At 73.3% G+C, this 13,649-nt stretch carries 20 protein-coding genes; 15 read left to right on the top strand and 5 right to left on the bottom strand.

What is annotated here, in order from left to right; genetic code table 11:
• Positions 1 to 9 precede the first annotated feature (9 nt).
• Genes larB through ACZCAH_RS08470 form a run of 3 tightly spaced genes read right to left on the bottom strand, consistent with a single transcriptional unit; the run spans position 10 to position 3,024 of the window.
• A complete protein-coding gene (gene larB / locus ACZCAH_RS08480; RefSeq protein WP_464340642.1) occupies positions 10 to 729 on the bottom strand; it encodes a nickel pincer cofactor biosynthesis protein LarB in 720 nt (239 codons plus the stop codon).
• Positions 722 to 1,678 (bottom strand): ATP-dependent sacrificial sulfur transferase LarE, encoded by a 957-nt coding sequence (gene larE / locus ACZCAH_RS08475; RefSeq protein WP_464340641.1) that lies wholly within the window; start codon positions 1,676 to 1,678, stop codon positions 722 to 724. The genes larB and larE overlap by 8 nt, the downstream gene beginning before the upstream one ends.
• A complete protein-coding gene (locus ACZCAH_RS08470) occupies positions 1,675 to 3,024 on the bottom strand; it encodes a lactate racemase domain-containing protein (protein WP_464340640.1) in 1,350 nt (449 codons plus the stop codon). Before ACZCAH_RS08470 ends, larE begins: the two co-directional genes overlap by 4 nt.
• A gap of 127 nt (positions 3,025 to 3,151) precedes the next feature.
• On the opposite strand from ACZCAH_RS08470, the gene ACZCAH_RS08465 reads away from it, so the two are divergent.
• The 4 genes from ACZCAH_RS08465 (at position 3,152) to ACZCAH_RS08450 (ending at position 5,809) form a co-directional block, all read left to right on the top strand.
• Positions 3,152 to 3,583: a VOC family protein gene (locus ACZCAH_RS08465; protein ID WP_464340639.1), complete on the top strand. Its 432-nt coding sequence runs from the start codon at positions 3,152 to 3,154 to the stop codon at positions 3,581 to 3,583.
• A gap of 53 nt (positions 3,584 to 3,636) precedes the next feature.
• Positions 3,637 to 4,278: a dihydrofolate reductase family protein gene (locus ACZCAH_RS08460; protein ID WP_464340638.1), complete on the top strand. Its 642-nt coding sequence runs from the start codon at positions 3,637 to 3,639 to the stop codon at positions 4,276 to 4,278.
• 58 nt (positions 4,279 to 4,336) lie between these two features.
• Entirely contained in the window at positions 4,337 to 5,086 is a 750-nt protein-coding gene (locus ACZCAH_RS08455; RefSeq protein WP_464340637.1) for a phosphotransferase family protein, read from the top strand.
• A 147-nt stretch (positions 5,087 to 5,233) separates the two neighbouring features.
• Positions 5,234 to 5,809, top strand: a complete 576-nt coding sequence (locus tag ACZCAH_RS08450) for a dihydrofolate reductase family protein (RefSeq protein WP_464340636.1) — start codon at positions 5,234 to 5,236, stop codon at positions 5,807 to 5,809.
• 37 nt (positions 5,810 to 5,846) lie between these two features.
• Here the strand turns inward: ACZCAH_RS08450 and ACZCAH_RS08445 are convergent, their stop codons facing one another.
• Positions 5,847 to 6,386: a P-loop nucleotide/nucleoside kinase family protein gene (locus ACZCAH_RS08445; protein ID WP_464340635.1), complete on the bottom strand. Its 540-nt coding sequence runs from the start codon at positions 6,384 to 6,386 to the stop codon at positions 5,847 to 5,849.
• A gap of 376 nt (positions 6,387 to 6,762) precedes the next feature.
• Between ACZCAH_RS08445 and ACZCAH_RS08440 the strand changes: the two genes are divergently transcribed.
• The 10 genes from ACZCAH_RS08440 to ACZCAH_RS08395 all read left to right on the top strand — a co-directional run bounded on the left by ACZCAH_RS08440 (position 6,763) and on the right by ACZCAH_RS08395 (position 13,051).
• Positions 6,763 to 8,169, top strand: a complete 1,407-nt coding sequence (locus ACZCAH_RS08440) for an amino acid permease (protein ID WP_464340634.1) — start codon at positions 6,763 to 6,765, stop codon at positions 8,167 to 8,169.
• Positions 8,170 to 8,253: 84 nt separating this feature from the next.
• Positions 8,254 to 9,180, top strand: a complete 927-nt coding sequence (locus ACZCAH_RS08435; protein ID WP_464340633.1) for a phosphotransferase — start codon at positions 8,254 to 8,256, stop codon at positions 9,178 to 9,180.
• Positions 9,181 to 9,283: 103 nt separating this feature from the next.
• Positions 9,284 to 9,775, top strand: coding sequence for an Asp23/Gls24 family envelope stress response protein (locus tag ACZCAH_RS08430; RefSeq protein ID WP_464340632.1), 492 nt, complete (start codon positions 9,284 to 9,286; stop codon positions 9,773 to 9,775).
• A gap of 61 nt (positions 9,776 to 9,836) precedes the next feature.
• On the top strand, positions 9,837 to 10,013 hold the full coding sequence (locus ACZCAH_RS08425; protein ID WP_464340631.1) for a hypothetical protein: 177 nt from the start codon (positions 9,837 to 9,839) through the stop codon (positions 10,011 to 10,013).
• Positions 10,014 to 10,015: 2 nt separating this feature from the next.
• Positions 10,016 to 10,408: an Asp23/Gls24 family envelope stress response protein gene (locus ACZCAH_RS08420; protein ID WP_464340630.1), complete on the top strand. Its 393-nt coding sequence runs from the start codon at positions 10,016 to 10,018 to the stop codon at positions 10,406 to 10,408.
• Positions 10,405 to 10,956, top strand: a complete 552-nt coding sequence (locus ACZCAH_RS08415) for a DUF6286 domain-containing protein (RefSeq protein WP_464340629.1) — start codon at positions 10,405 to 10,407, stop codon at positions 10,954 to 10,956. The genes ACZCAH_RS08420 and ACZCAH_RS08415 overlap by 4 nt, the downstream gene beginning before the upstream one ends.
• Positions 10,957 to 10,967: 11 nt before the next feature.
• Positions 10,968 to 11,597, top strand: a complete 630-nt coding sequence (locus ACZCAH_RS08410) for a hypothetical protein (protein ID WP_464340628.1) — start codon at positions 10,968 to 10,970, stop codon at positions 11,595 to 11,597.
• Positions 11,594 to 12,187, top strand: a complete 594-nt coding sequence (locus ACZCAH_RS08405; protein ID WP_464340627.1) for an RNA polymerase sigma factor — start codon at positions 11,594 to 11,596, stop codon at positions 12,185 to 12,187. The genes ACZCAH_RS08410 and ACZCAH_RS08405 overlap by 4 nt, the downstream gene beginning before the upstream one ends.
• 5 nt (positions 12,188 to 12,192) lie before the next feature.
• Positions 12,193 to 12,729 (top strand): Asp23/Gls24 family envelope stress response protein, encoded by a 537-nt coding sequence (locus ACZCAH_RS08400; protein WP_464340626.1) that lies wholly within the window; start codon positions 12,193 to 12,195, stop codon positions 12,727 to 12,729.
• Entirely contained in the window at positions 12,710 to 13,051 is a 342-nt protein-coding gene (locus ACZCAH_RS08395; RefSeq protein WP_464340625.1) for a hypothetical protein, read from the top strand. The genes ACZCAH_RS08400 and ACZCAH_RS08395 overlap by 20 nt, the downstream gene beginning before the upstream one ends.
• A 59-nt stretch (positions 13,052 to 13,110) precedes the next feature.
• Here ACZCAH_RS08395 and ACZCAH_RS08390 read toward each other — a convergent pair whose 3' ends face one another.
• Positions 13,111 to 13,302, bottom strand: a complete 192-nt coding sequence (locus ACZCAH_RS08390; RefSeq protein WP_464340624.1) for an NAD(P)-binding domain-containing protein — start codon at positions 13,300 to 13,302, stop codon at positions 13,111 to 13,113.
• A gap of 144 nt (positions 13,303 to 13,446) precedes the next feature.
• Here ACZCAH_RS08390 and ACZCAH_RS08385 point away from each other — a divergent pair, with 144 nt between their 5' ends.
• Positions 13,447 to 13,623: a hypothetical protein gene (locus ACZCAH_RS08385; RefSeq protein ID WP_464340623.1), complete on the top strand. Its 177-nt coding sequence runs from the start codon at positions 13,447 to 13,449 to the stop codon at positions 13,621 to 13,623.
• Positions 13,624 to 13,649: the final 26 nt, after the last annotated feature.

Below are 13,649 nucleotides of genomic sequence, written 5' to 3'. Positions count from 1 at the left end.
CCTCCGCGACTACTCCCCCGGCGCGGGGGCCCAGCGGGCGATCTGCGCGGCGAGGTGGCCGGCGCCGTAGCCGTTGTCGATGTTGACCACGCCGATGCCGGGCGCGCAGGCGGAGAGCATGGTCAGCGCCGCGGTGACGCCACCGGCGGCGACGCCGTAGCCGACCGAGGTGGGCAGCGCGACGACGGGGGCGCTGATCTGGCCCGCGACCACGGTGGGCAGCGCCCCGTCCATCCCCGCGGCGACGACCACGCAGGCCGCCTCGCGCAGTTCCGGGAGGCGGGACTGCAGGCGGTGCAGGCCCGCGATGCCGATGTCGGCGATGAGCCGCGTCGGCCGACCGAGATAGCGGGCGGTCAGCTCGGCCTCGCGGGCGACGGGCAGGTCGCTCGTACCGGCGCAGGCGACGATCACGAGGCCGCCCGACGGCGCGGGCGGCGCGGCGGGCCAGGCGAGCAGGCGGGCCGACGCCTCGTGGGCGGCATCGGGCAGCGCCGCGAGGATCGCGGCCGCCCGGGCCTCGTCGGCGCGGGTGAACAGCACCGGGCCGAGGTCCTCGCGGCCAGCCGCGTGCAGGCGCGCGTACTCGGCGGCGATCGCCGCGACCTGCTCGACGCTCTTCGCGTCGCAGAGCACGGCCTCGGGGGCGCCGCGGCGCGAGGCGCGGTCGAGGTCGAGGTCGAGGAAGCCCTCGATCCTGCCGGCCCCGTCGGCCGCCCCGTCAGCCACGGCCGCCCTTGCCGACGATCTGCAGGGAGAACAGGCCCGAGCGGATCCCGTCGAGGTCGATCGTGACGTGCTGGAAGCCGGCCTCCTTCCCGGCGGCGACGAGGGCCTCGCGGATCGCGGGCTCCATGGCGCGGGGCAGCTCCTCGGTGGGCAGCTCGATGCGGCCGACGGCGCCGTGGTGGCGGACCCGGCAGTCGCTGAAGCCCTGCTCGTAGACGGCGTCCTCGAGGTCGTCGATCTGGCGCAGCTTCTCGGGGGTGACCTGCTGCCCGAAGGGGATGCGGGAGGCGAGGCAGGGGGCGGCGGGCTTGTCCGCGACGGGCAGGGACAGCTGCCGCGCCACCTCGCGGACCTGCGACTTCGTCATGCCCACGACCGACAGGGGCCGCAGCACCCGGTGCCGGGTCGCGGCGCCCGCGCCGGGGCGGTCGTGGCGGGTGGCGTCGTCGGCGTTCTCCCCGTAGGCGACGGCGTCGAGCCGCTGCGCCCCGACGACCTCCTCGCCGATGCGGGTGAACAGCTCGTCCTTGCAGTGGAAACACCGAGCGCCGTCGTTCTTCTGGTAGTCGGGGTTCTCGCCCTCGTGGGTGTGCACCTCGACCACCTCCGCGCCGATCACCCGCGCGACCTGGTGGGCGAGGCGCCGCTCGCGGCGGGCGAGCGACGGGGAGACGCCCAGCAGCGCGACCACGTTCTCGGCGCCGAGGGCGCGCACCACGAGCGCGAGCAGCACCGCGGAGTCCACCCCGCCGGAGTAGGCGACACCGAGCCGCTGCACGCCCACGAGCTGGGCGGAGACCGCGTCAGCGAGCTCGAGCGCCTCGCCGCGCAGGGCCTCCGCGGTCATCGCCTCCGCCGCGAACCCGGGATGGCCGGGCGCGAACAGGGAGGTCGGGGCCGACGGGGCGGTGCCGAGGGTGAGCGGGACGGGCTCGCGGAGGCTGGTCACTTCGCCTGCCCGTCGGCGCCGTCGCGCTCGGAGGCGAGGCGGAAGAGGACCTCGCCGGCGTGGTCGATCACGAGCGTGTCGGGATCGTTCCGCAGCGCTTCGAGGTCGAGAGAGGCGGGGTCCATGTAGAGGACGTTGTGCGCCTCGGTCTCCTCCTGCGAGATGGAGGTGGCGAAGTAGCGGTTCACGCGCTGCTTCTCTCCCCCGGTCTCCGGGTCGTAGGTTCCGAGGCCCGTCACGTGCGTGGAGTGGGCGAGCTCGCCCCAGGGGTGGTCCTTGAACCGGTCCCACTGCTTCGTGAAGTACTCGATGTTGTGGTAGCCGATGTCGCGGATGCCGGGGTGCATCTCAGCGACCGCGGTGATGTGGGGGGCGTAGATGATCACGTCGCCGCCGTCGGCGCAGACGGGCTCGGACTTGTAGAAGCCCTTCGCGCCGGTCCACATGTCCTCGTACATCTCCGGCACGAGGGCGACGATCCGCTTATAGGGCTTCTCGACGTAGGTGATGTGGGTCTGCGCGGAGATCTTCGCCATCGCGGCCCAGGCGGCCTGCGGGTCACCGAAGGCGATCGCGCCGAGGTCCTTGCCGCCCTCGGCGACATCCATGGTGAAGGCGAGCTTCTCGGAGGGGATGAGGTCGCTCGCCGCGTCGATCAGCTGGCGCACGGGGGTGATGCCGAGGGTGCCGATGATGCGGCTGGCGGTGATCAGCGCCCCCACCCAGTGGGAGATGTCGATGACGTCGTGCACCGAGCAGCCGGGGAAGAAGTACTTGTTGCCGCCGGAGAAGCCGACCACCTCGTGGGGGAAGACGGGGCCGACGACGAGGTTGACGTCCGACTCGACGCAGAGCTTGTTGATCTGCACGCTCATCGGGACGTCGTTGAGCAGGCCGCCGGTCAGCTCGGCGATCTGCTGGGCGGGGATGACACCGAGGTCCGCGATCTCGGAGGGGTCGTCCCAGGCGTGGTTGACGACGGTCCACCCCGGATAGGTGGCCGCCGCGCCGCGCTCGGCGGAGCCGAGGAGCTGGTCGATCGCCGGCTCGCTCATCGCGGCGTGGGTGCCGAGCGCGATGAGGACGGTGACGGAGGCGGCGCGGCCGGAGAGCGCCGCGTGGATCGCGGGCAGCACCTTCGGCAGCGGGACGGAGCGGGTGCCGTCGGGGATGATCAGGCAGACGCTCTTGCCGTCGAGATCGGCGGCGGCGAGCTGCTCGGTGACGAAGCCGTGGATCTGCTCGTCGGTGAGGATCCCGCCCGGGCCGCCAAGGAGGGCGGCGCGTTCGGCGAGACCGTCGGGGATCGGCTGGATCTGGGGCATCGTCGCACTCTGCTCGCTCATCGCTCCACTATGCGCTGTGGCCAGGCCGGGGACAAGGACGGCCAGGCTGTTGCCACGGGGAACCGGCGCACCGACCCCTCCCGGTACCGTCGGGCGTGATCAGAGGCCCTCGACGGCGGGAGCACCCATGGAGCAGCGCATCACCCTGATCACCCTCGGCGTCGAGGACCTCGCGAGGGCGAAGGCCTTCTACGCGGCTCTCGGTTGGCGCGGCCAGGAGGTCCAGGAGACGGTGTTCTTCCAGGCGGGAGGGCTCGGTCTCGTGCTGTGGAGCCGGGCGGCGCTCGCCGCGGACAGCGGGGTCCCGGATCGCTCCCCCGACGGCTCCTTCGACGGCATCGCCCTCGCCCACAACGTCCGTTCGGCCGACGAGGTCGACGCCCTGCTCCGCACGGCCGAGCAGGCAGGGGCGCGGATCACCCGGCCCGCCGGCGAGACCTTCTACGGCGGCTACGCCGGCTGCTTCGCCGATCCCGACGGCCACGTGTGGGAGGTCGCGCACAACCCCGGCTTCCCGCTCGCCGCCGACGGGACGCTCACGCTGCCGGATCTCGGCTGACGCAGCGCCCCGCCGAGGCGCATGATGGAGGTCGATCCTGCGAAGGAGCCTCCATGAGCCAGCGTGTGCGTGTGCAGAACTTCGGGGTCTCCCGGGACGGGGTGGGCGCCGGGGAGGACCAGACCCTCGAGAATCCCTTCGGGCATGTCGATGCGGCGGCGCTGCTGGGCTGGGGCTTCGCCACGGCCAGCTTCCCGTCGCACGAACCAGGCGTCGGGACGCGTGGCTTCGAGGACTATCTGACCCGCGACTTCGCCCACGGCATCGGCGCCGAGATCATGGGTCGGAACAAGTTCGGACCGCAGCGCGGGCCATGGACCGACGACGGCTGGATCGGCTGGTGGGGCGAGGAGCCGCCGTTCCACACCCCCGTCGTGGTGCTCACCCACCATGAGCGGGAGCCGCTCGAGGTCGGGGAGACCACCTTCCACTTCGTGAACGCCGCGCCCGCCGAGGCGCTCGCCCTCGCGAAGGAGCTCGCGGGCGGGCTCGACGTGCGGATCGGCGGCGGCGTGAGCACGGTGCGGCACTTCCTCGATGCGGACCTCATCGACGAGATGCACGTGTCGATCGCTCCTGTGGAATACGGGGAGGGCCTGCGGCTGTGGGACTCCCCCGCGGACCTCGAGGACCGCTTCCAGCACGAGCGCGTCCTCGCGCCGAGCGGCGTCGAGCACTGCTTCTTCTGGCGCTGAGCCGCGACCCCGCGATTCTCGGGCGACATCTGAGCCGGGCGCGGGGAGGATGAGCCGCATGGACGAGGTCGAGGTGGTGGTCGCGCACTCCGAGCGGGCCACGCTGCGGGTGGGCGAGGTGTTCGTGAAGGTCGACGGGCACCCCACCCGTCTCGCGCGAGAGGTCCGGGCGATGGAGCTGGCCCCGGTGCCGACGCCCGCGGTGCGGTGGCACGAGCCGCCGGCCCTCGCCCTCGAGCGGGTGCCCGGCCGGGCACTCGGCGTGCTCGGCGCCCCGTCAACGGCGTCGCCCGCGGCATGGGCGGCAGCCGGGCGGGCGATTCGTCGGCTGCACGAGGCGCCGCCCCCTCCGTGGTCGGGGCGGGCGACCGCGGGCATCGAGGCGGAGCTCGAGCGGGAGTGCGCGTGGCTGCTGGCGCACTCCGCCCTGCCGGCCGACGTGGTGCGGCACAACCGGGAGATCGCCCGCGGGGCGCTGCGACCCCGTCGGCCCGCGTTCGTCCACGGCGACCTGCAGATCACCCACGTGTTCGTGGAGGACGACGAGGTCACCGGGATCATCGACTGGTCCGAGGCTGGGCCGGGCGACGCGATGGCGGACTTGGCGACCCTCACCCTCGGCCACGAGGAGCGCCTCGACGACCTGCTCGCCGGGTACGGCACGGACGCGGACCGCGGCGTGATCCGCGCCGGGTGGTCGCTGCGCAGCCTGACGGCGGCGCGCTGGCTGCTCGAGCACGGCTTCGACCCCGACGCCCCGGGCTGCGAGTTCGACGTGCTCTGCGCGCGGATGCGGGAACCTGCGTGACGCATCGGGGACGGCGTCGACGTCCGAACGAGCTCTCGTGCTCCTGGTGCGTCGCGCGCGGATGCTGACTACTGTGCGGAGGACGGCCCCGGTGCATCGGGCACCCGGACGGAGACGTCCCCGGACCGTCCCACCCCAGGAGAAATCATGGCTCGAAATCTGGTCTGGACCGGCTTCATGACGCTCGACGGGATCGTCGACTCCCCCGGCGGAGTGGAGGAGGGCCATCCGCAGGGAGGCTGGGTGCTCAGCACCCCCTTCGACGAGGCCGCCTTCTCGCTCAAGGGCGAGGAGATCGCCGAGACCTCCGCGCTGATGTTCGGTCGCCGCAGCTACGAGGCCTTCGCCCCCGCGTGGAACGGATCCGCCGACCACGCCGCCTATCAGGACCTGCCGAAGATCGTCGTCTCCTCCTCGCTGGCCGAGGCGGATCTGCACGAGGGCTGGGGCGAGACCCGGATCCTGCGCTCCACCGAGGAGGTCGCCGCGGAGAAGGCCGGAGATGGCGGCACGATCTTCATCCACGGCAGCGCCGAGCTCGCCCGCCGGCTCGGCGAGGCGGGACTGATCGACCGCTACCACCTGCTGCTGTTCCCGGTGACGCTGGGGACGGGCAAGCGATTCCTGCCCACCTCCGCGCACGACCGGCAGGACCTGCGCCTGCGCGACTCCGCCGCCTATGGCAACGGCGTCGTGAAGCTGGTCTACGACGTGGTGCGCTGACGATCCACCGACGGGAGGCGGACCGGGGAGACGGCGATCACCCTGTCACGATCGCGGGCGGCCATCGCTCCGCGCGCCACGCGTCCCAGTCGGTGAAGCCCACCGGCGGACCCGGGATCGGCTCGCTGCCGTCGAGCTCCTCCGGGGCGGGGGGCTGGAACACGTCGGCCCAGGAGGCGAGCTCGGCCTCGGAGATCGGCCAGGTGGTGTGGGGCTCCTCGGCGAGGCGCTGGTCGAGGCGGCGTCGCTGCTCGTCGAGACCGACGTGGCAGAAGAGCATCACGAGCTCGGCGCCGCGGTCGACGGCGGCCCGGCGGAGGCTGGAGCGCTCGTCCTTGCCCCAGAGCCCGAAGTCGAGGACGACGCTCGTCCCGAGCTCGAGGGCGCGCAGCGCGATCCCCACGAGCCTGCCCTCGATGACGTCGGAGGCCTGCTCGGGGTTCTCGCTCCCGTAGAGCGCCTTCATCCACTCGTCCTTGGTGAGGCGCAGCGCGCCGTGCTCGGTCTCGATCCGGCGGGCGGCGGTGGTCTTGCCCGTGCCGGGCAGGCCAACGGTGAGGAACAGGGTCGGGGGCACGGGGTCTCCTTCGACGGGTCGTCCCATTCTGCGGGCTGCACGTATGAAGCAGTGATGATCGAGCCAGGCGCGCTGGTCGCGGGGCCCTGGCCGCGGCGCAGTGAACGGCCGCGCGGGATCCGCGCCCCGAAATGGAGTTACCCACGGGTCATGTGCAGTTGTGTTCCGTTTGTGGAACTGAGCTGCACATGACTCGGCGGTAACGGGCACGGCGGCCGGTGGTGAGGTCGCACGGAGGTCGCGCGGGCCCGGGACGTGGCCGGACACACGTACCCCGCGCCCCCTGACGCGCCGTACCGTGTCAGGAGTACAAGAAGTCCCCGCGGCGCCCTCTCCGCGCCGCGCACCCCCCCCGTCCCCGGAGCCACCTCCCGCCATGAACCAGACCGTGCACGACATCCCCGCGTCCGTCCCCGCAGCCGCCCCTGCGACCCCGCGTCGCCGGCCCGGGCTCTCGGCGCGACACCTCCACTTCATCGCGCTCGGCTCCGCGATCGGGACCGGCCTGTTCTACGGCTCGGCCGGCGCGATCCAGGCCGCCGGCCCCTCCGTGCTGCTGGTGTACCTCCTCGGCGGCGCGGTCGTGTACTTCATGCTCCGGGCGCTCGGCGAGATGGCGGTGCGGCTGCCGATCCAGGGCTCCTTCGCCGAGTACACCCGCCGCTTCCTCGGCCCCTGGGCCGGGTACATCACCGGCTGGATGTTCGCCTTCGAGATGCTCATCGTGTGCCTCGCGGACCTCACCGCGATCGCGATCTACCTGCGCTTCTGGTTCCCGGACACCGCCCAGTGGATCTGGGTAGCGCTGACGCTGCTGATCGTCGGCGCGGCGAACCTCGCGAGCGTCCGCTGGTTCGGGGAGCTCGAGTTCGCCTTCACGATCGTGAAGGTCGGCGCGGTGATCGCGATGATCGCGGGTGGCGCGGCGATCCTCGCATTCGGCCTCGGCGACGCCTCGACGCCGACGGGCCTCTCCAATCTCACGGCCGACGGGGGCTTCTTCCCGAACGGCCCCGGCGGGATGATCAGCGCGTTCATCCTCGTCCTCTTCGCCTTCGGCGGCACGGAGATCATCGGCGTCGCCGGCACCGAGGCGGAGGATCCCGCCCGGGCGATCCCGAGGGCCGTGAACACGGTCCCCGTGCGGATCCTGCTGTTCTACGTCTTCGCGATCGGCGTGATCCTGCTGCTGACCCCGTGGCCGCAGATCACCGGCGAGGAGTCCCCCTTCGTGCAGATCTTCGACACCCTCGGCGTGAGCTGGGCGGCGGCCGCGCTGAACGTCGTGGTGATCACCGCCGCGCTCTCCGCGATCAACGCGGACCTCTTCGGCGCGGGCCGCGTCGTCGCCGGCATGGCGCGTCAGCGGCTGGCGCCGGCGGCCCTGTCCCGCACGATCCGCGGCGTGCCGGTCCTGACCACGCTCGCGATGCTGGGAGTGCTCGTCGTGGGCGTGCTGCTGAACTGGGCGCTGCCCGACGAGGTGTTCACGATCGTCGCGTCGCTCGCGACCTTCGCGACCGTCTTCGTGTGGCTCATGATCCTGCTCGCGCAGGTCGCCTCCCGCCGCGGCATGACCCGCGAGGAACGGGCGGCGCTCGAGTTCCCGGTGCCGCTGTGGCCCTACGGGCAGGTGTTCGCGATCGCGTTCATCCTGTTCACCTTCGGGATCATGGTGTGGGAGCCCGCGTACCACACGGCCCTGCTGGTGGGGCTCGGGTTCATCGCGCTGATGTCGGTGCTGTACCTGGTATCGGTCCGACGACACGGCGCCGACGCCTGAGCCCGCGGCGGCGCCCGTCGGCCCGGCCCGGCGGGAAAGTCCTCGCCCAGTCGGCCCGTCCCGCCCTACGCTCGTGCGATGGCCATGCACGAGAACGAACTCGAGCTCCCGCACGAGGTCGCCGTGCGCCTACTCACCGACCTGCTCGCGAGCCTGCCCGCCGAGGGGCATCCCAGCCTCGCCGCCGCAGACGTCCGCCGGGTGCAGGGCGCGGCGACCACGAGCCTTGTCTTCCGCGTCGGCCCGGTCCTCGCGGCCCGCTTCCCGCTCCTGGCGACCGACCCGTCCGATGCCCGTCGGGCGCTCGAGGTGGAGCACCGGGCGATGGCGGAGTTCGCGCAGATCTGTCCGTTCCCCACGCCCCGGCCGGTCGCGATCGGGGAGCCCGGCGCCGGTTTCCCGATGCCCTTCTCGCTGCAGACCTGGGTCCCGGGGACGGTCGCCGGGCCCGCCACGGACGCGGCCTCCGACGCTCTCGCCGAGGACCTCGCCTCCCTGCTCCTCGCCCTGCGCGCGGCGCCGACGGGCGGGCGCTCCTTCGCCGGCCCCGGCCGCGGCGGGGATCTCCGCGCCCACGACGGCTGGGTGCAGGAGTGCCTGGTCCGCAGCCGTGACCTGCTGCCCGTCCGGGAGCTCGCCGCGTTCTGGGAGCGCCGGCGGGATCTCGACCGCGCGGGCCCGGACATCATGAGCCACCGGGACCTCATCCCCGCGAACCTGCTGGTCGCCGACGGTCGGCTCACCGGGGTGCTCGACACCGGGGGCTTCGCGGCGGCCGATCCCGCGCTCGACCTCGTCGCGGCCTGGCACCTGCTGGACGGACCGCGCCGCGACCGGCTCCGGACCCGCCTGGACTGCTCGGAGCTCGAATGGCGCCGCGGCGCGGTCTGGGCGTTCGAGCAGGCCATCGGGCTGGTCTGGTACTACGAGGCGTCGAACCCGACAATGGCGGCGCTGGGCCGGTGCACGCTCTCGCGCCTGCTGGACGCCGACCGGGCACACCTACTGTGACCGGGCTCACAGGGAAGAGGCGTGAGGATCCCTCGCTCCGTGACGTCTTTCCGGTGTCCGCAACCGTTGAGCCCCGCGAACGGGGCGTCCCGAAGGAGTACACATGTCCGAGGCATCGATCCCCCAGACCGGCCGGCAGCAGGAGAAGAGCGCGCAGCAGGCGCTCGTCCCGGAGGAGCGGGCCCCTCGCGGCCCCCTGCAGACCGACCGCGGCGTGACCACCCTGGACGAGACCGTGGTCGCGAAGATCGCCGGCATGGCGGCCCGCGAGGTCCCCGGGGTCCACGACATGGGCAACGCCGTGCGTCGCGCGTTCTCCGCCGTCACCGATCGCATCCCCAACGGCCAGACCAACGTCACCGGCGGCATCGGCGTCGAGAAGGGCGAGACCCAGGCAGCTGTCGACGTCACCGTGGTGGTGGAGTACGGCGCCTCGATCGTCGAGGTCGGCAACGCCATCCGGCGCAACGTCATCGACCAGGTCGAGGGCACCACGGGTCTCGAGGTCATCGAGGTCAACGTCAACGTCGTGGACGTGCACCTGCCCGGCCAGGAGGACCCCGCCCCCGAGCAGCGCTCCACCGACCTGAAGTGATCCGTCCTGCGCGGGGCGGGCCCGCTCCGGTGCCCGCCCCGCCCCTGCTCGAGGAGTCGTCATGAAGACATCGCACGTCGCCCTGCTGGTGGGGCTGCTACTGGGCGCCGCGCTGGCGTTCGGCTCGTTCGGCCAGTTCTTCCTGGTCCTGATCTTCGCCCTGATCGGCCTCGCCGTCGGCCTGACCATCGAGGGGCGCCTCGAGATCCACGGCCTCACCGATCGCTGGAGGCGGTGACCATGTCCGCCGTCCACGGCATCGCCGCCCCGACCATCAGGCCGGACGAGCGCGGCACCACCAGCGTCCCCGCGCAGGTGGTCGCCCGGATCGCGGAGCAGGCCGCCTCGGAGGTCCCGCACATCGGCTCCGATGCCGGCGGCGTGCTCGGCGTGGGCGCGAGGCGGGACTTCTCCTCCCGTCCCACCGCCCGCTGCGACCTGTACGGCCGCACGGCCGTGCTCGCCCTCGACGTCGGCGTCGACTTCCCCTCGCCGCTCGCCCCCGCGCTCCGCGCCCTGCGCGAGCACGTGCGCGCACGGGTCGACCACCTGACCGGCCTCGAGGTGGGGCGACTGGACGTGACCGTCTCCTGGCTGCATCCCGCAACCCGGGCGAGGAGGATCCTGCGATGAGCACTGCCACCCCGCGCCGCCTGGATCGGCGCCCCACCCGCAGCGTGCCCGTCGGCCTGCTCGGGCTGCTGCTCCTGGTCGCCGGGCTGCTCGGCTCCTGGCTGCTGGGAAGCCTGCTGATCGACGGGGCCGTGCCCCCCTGGGCGCGCCCTTACCTCGACAGCATCGGGCAGGCGCGCCTGGACTCCACCCCCGTGCTCGTCACGGCCGGCGCGCTCGCACTGCTGGGCCTGACCCTGCTCGTGGCCGCCGTGCTGCCGGGCCGCGCCTCGCGCAGCCGGGTGCTGGTCGACGAGATCCCCGGGCGGACCGCCGTCCCCCATCGCGACCTGGCCCGCCGGGTGGCGCTGCGCGCGGAGAGGGTCGACGGCGTCCACAGCGCCCGGGCCCGCATCTCCGGGCGTCGCCTGGACGTGCTCGTCCGCACCGTCGTCGACGATCCCGAGACCGTGCGGCGGGCCGTCCGCACCGCCGTCGAGGACTCCGTCTCCGAGATCCGCCCCGCCGCCGCCTTCCGCACCCGGGTGCGGATCGGTCGGACGACCTGAGAGGAGAGATCATGCGCACCGTCTCCGGATCCCGCAATCGCGTGGTCCTCGTGCTTGCCGCCTTCGGCGCGCTGGCTGCCGCCGCCTGGCTCGCCGCCGCCTCGTTCGGCCCGATGGACCGCTCGCCCGGCGCCGAGGCCGTGCTCCCCCACGGCGACTCGACCCCCGCCACCCTGCTCGCGGCCCACGACCCCTGGGTGGTGCCGGTCGCCGTGGTGCTGAGCGTGCTCGCGGTGGTGGTCGGCCTCCGGCTGCTGCTCGCCCAGATCCCCACGCGCCCGGCGACCGCTCCCCTGCGGTTCTCCGACGAGGAGTCCGGCGCAGTGCTCGGATCCCTGGATCCGGCCGTGCTCGAGCGCGCCCTGTCCGAGCACGCCGAGGGGATCGCGGGGGTGCTCGACGCCTCGGTGCGGATCAGCGGCTCGACCGGCTCCCCCTGGGTGCAGGCCTCGGTCACGATCGCCGAGGACGCCGAGACCGCCTGGGCGGCGCAGGCCGTCCGCGCACTGCTCGCCGAGGACGTCCGCACCGTGCTCGGCACCGACGCCCGGCAGGTGGACCTGCTGGTCCGCCTGCGCTCCTCGGCGGCCCCGGCGAAGGCCGTCATCGGCTCCCGCGATCGCGGGGCGGCCACCGCATGAGCCCGGACAGCCTCCTGGAGGAGCGTTCCCTCGTCCTGTGCGCGCAGGACGGGGAGACCGCCGCCTTCGAGCGCCTCGTGGACCTCCACCAGGGGCGACTGTTCCGCATCGCCTTCATGGTGCTCGGCGACCGTCAGGACGCGGAGGACGTGGTCCAGGAGTCGCTGGTGCTCGCGTGGCGGCGCCTGGAGCTGCTCGAGGACCCCTCCGCCTTCCGCGGCTGGGTCGCGCAGATCTGCACCCGCCGGGCGACCGACGTGGTGCGTCGCCTCGCCCGGCGCGGCACCTCCGCCGCGGCCGACGAGGACCTCGAGGCGGGCGCCGACGCTCCCGCGAACGTCTCGTCGGTCTCGCCCGCCCGCCCTGCCGACCCGGCACGGAGCGCCCTGGTCAACGCCCAGATGCGCGCCCTCGCCGAGATCCTCGGCGCGCTCGATCCCTCCTTGCGCACCTGCTGGGTGCTGCGGGAGATCGACGGGATGTCCTACGGCGAGATCTGCCGCGTCGTCGACGCGCCGGAGCCCACGGTGCGCGGACGGATCGCCCGCGCCCGCGCCCAGATCGTCCGAGAGATGGAGGAATGGAGGTGAACCCCATGCCTGATCCCGACCGGCAGGACCAGTCCCCCGGGCACGAGGAGGCCGAACAGGCCGCCACGGTGCGCTACCTCGCCCTGATCCGTGCAGTGCACGAGGAATGGGACGAGCTGGAGAGCGCCGGCGATGACTCGGTGCAGCTCTCCGCCGGTGCGCTGTCGACCATCAAGGAGTCGGTGCGCGCCGATGCCCGCCACGGCGCGCACGTTCGGATGCCGCCCACCCCCGCCGGACCGTTCACCGTGTCCGAGCTGACGCTGCGCACCCTGGTGCGCCGCACGATCGACGCGGTCCCCGACGCCCGGGCGCTGCGCACGACATTCGCGTACGGGAGCGACGGTTCCTCCGTGCGCTCGCGCGGGCTGCCGACGCGGGCCTCGTGCCGGCTCTCCGCACGGCTCGGCACTCCCGATCTCCCCGCCCTGGCCGACGAGGTCCGCTCCGCGGTGCGCCGCGCGTGCGCGTCGGAGCTGGGCCTGACCGACCTGACCGTCGACATCCACATCGAGGACCTCCATGACGACCCCGAGCACTGACCGGTCCCCCACGCCAGGGGCCGCCGCCCTGATCGACGTGGTCACGGCCGTTCCGGGCGTGCGCGGTCTCGAGCCCGGGATCGCGACCACCCTGCGCACCCTCGATGCGCGGCTGCGGCGCGCGGACCCGGCGGGCGCCCGCTACGGGCTCGTGATCGACGGCTCGACCGGCGACGTGACCGTCGAGATCAGCGTGGGCGGCCCGCTCCCCGTCCGCTCGGTGGTCGAGGAGGTGCAGCGCGCGGTCCAGGGCGCGGTGGGCGATCCCTCGGCGGGACGACCCGAGGTGCTCGTGCGCGTGCAGTCCCTCGGCGGGATGTGAACAGCGCCGCCCGGGAACCCGTGCAGGGTCCCGGGCGGCGCCGGTCGGTCAGGCGTGCGTCACGTGCGCAGCGCGAAGCCGCCGGTCCTGCCGGTGATCTCGCGGGCGGCGAGGGTCATCTGCAGGAAGCCGACGGCCTCCATCTCGCGGGCGCGCTTGCGGGAGCCCGCATCGATGCCCTGCACACCGCCGGCGGTGACCAGCTCGATGAGCGCGGTCTTGGCGGCCTCGTCGGCCCCGGCGACCAGCACGGAGGCGGGGTGTCGCCACCCACCCGGCCGGCGGCCAGCACGTCCGCGAAGATCGTGTTGAAGGCCTTGACGACCTTCGCGCCGGGGAGCAGCCCCTGCAGCTGGGCCGTGGCGGAGGAGTCGGCGGGGACGACGATGTCGCCGGTGATCGCGTCGCCGACGACGCCCGCGGGGCCGGAGACCGAGTGGGAGCGCGGGGCAGCCTGGGCATTCGTGCGGGCCATCGGCATGGTCTGCTACTACGTCGACACCAACCGGACGATGGCCGAGCTCGGCCGCTCGACGCTCGCACGACTGCTGGAGGACGCCGACGCCGGGTAATCGCTGGCCCCGCGGCACGATCGGCT

The organism is Brachybacterium sp. B718/18, from assembly GCF_055454375.1.
The sequence above is the reverse complement of the archived record's forward strand: the minus strand, read 5'-3'. Positions and strand labels throughout refer to the sequence as shown.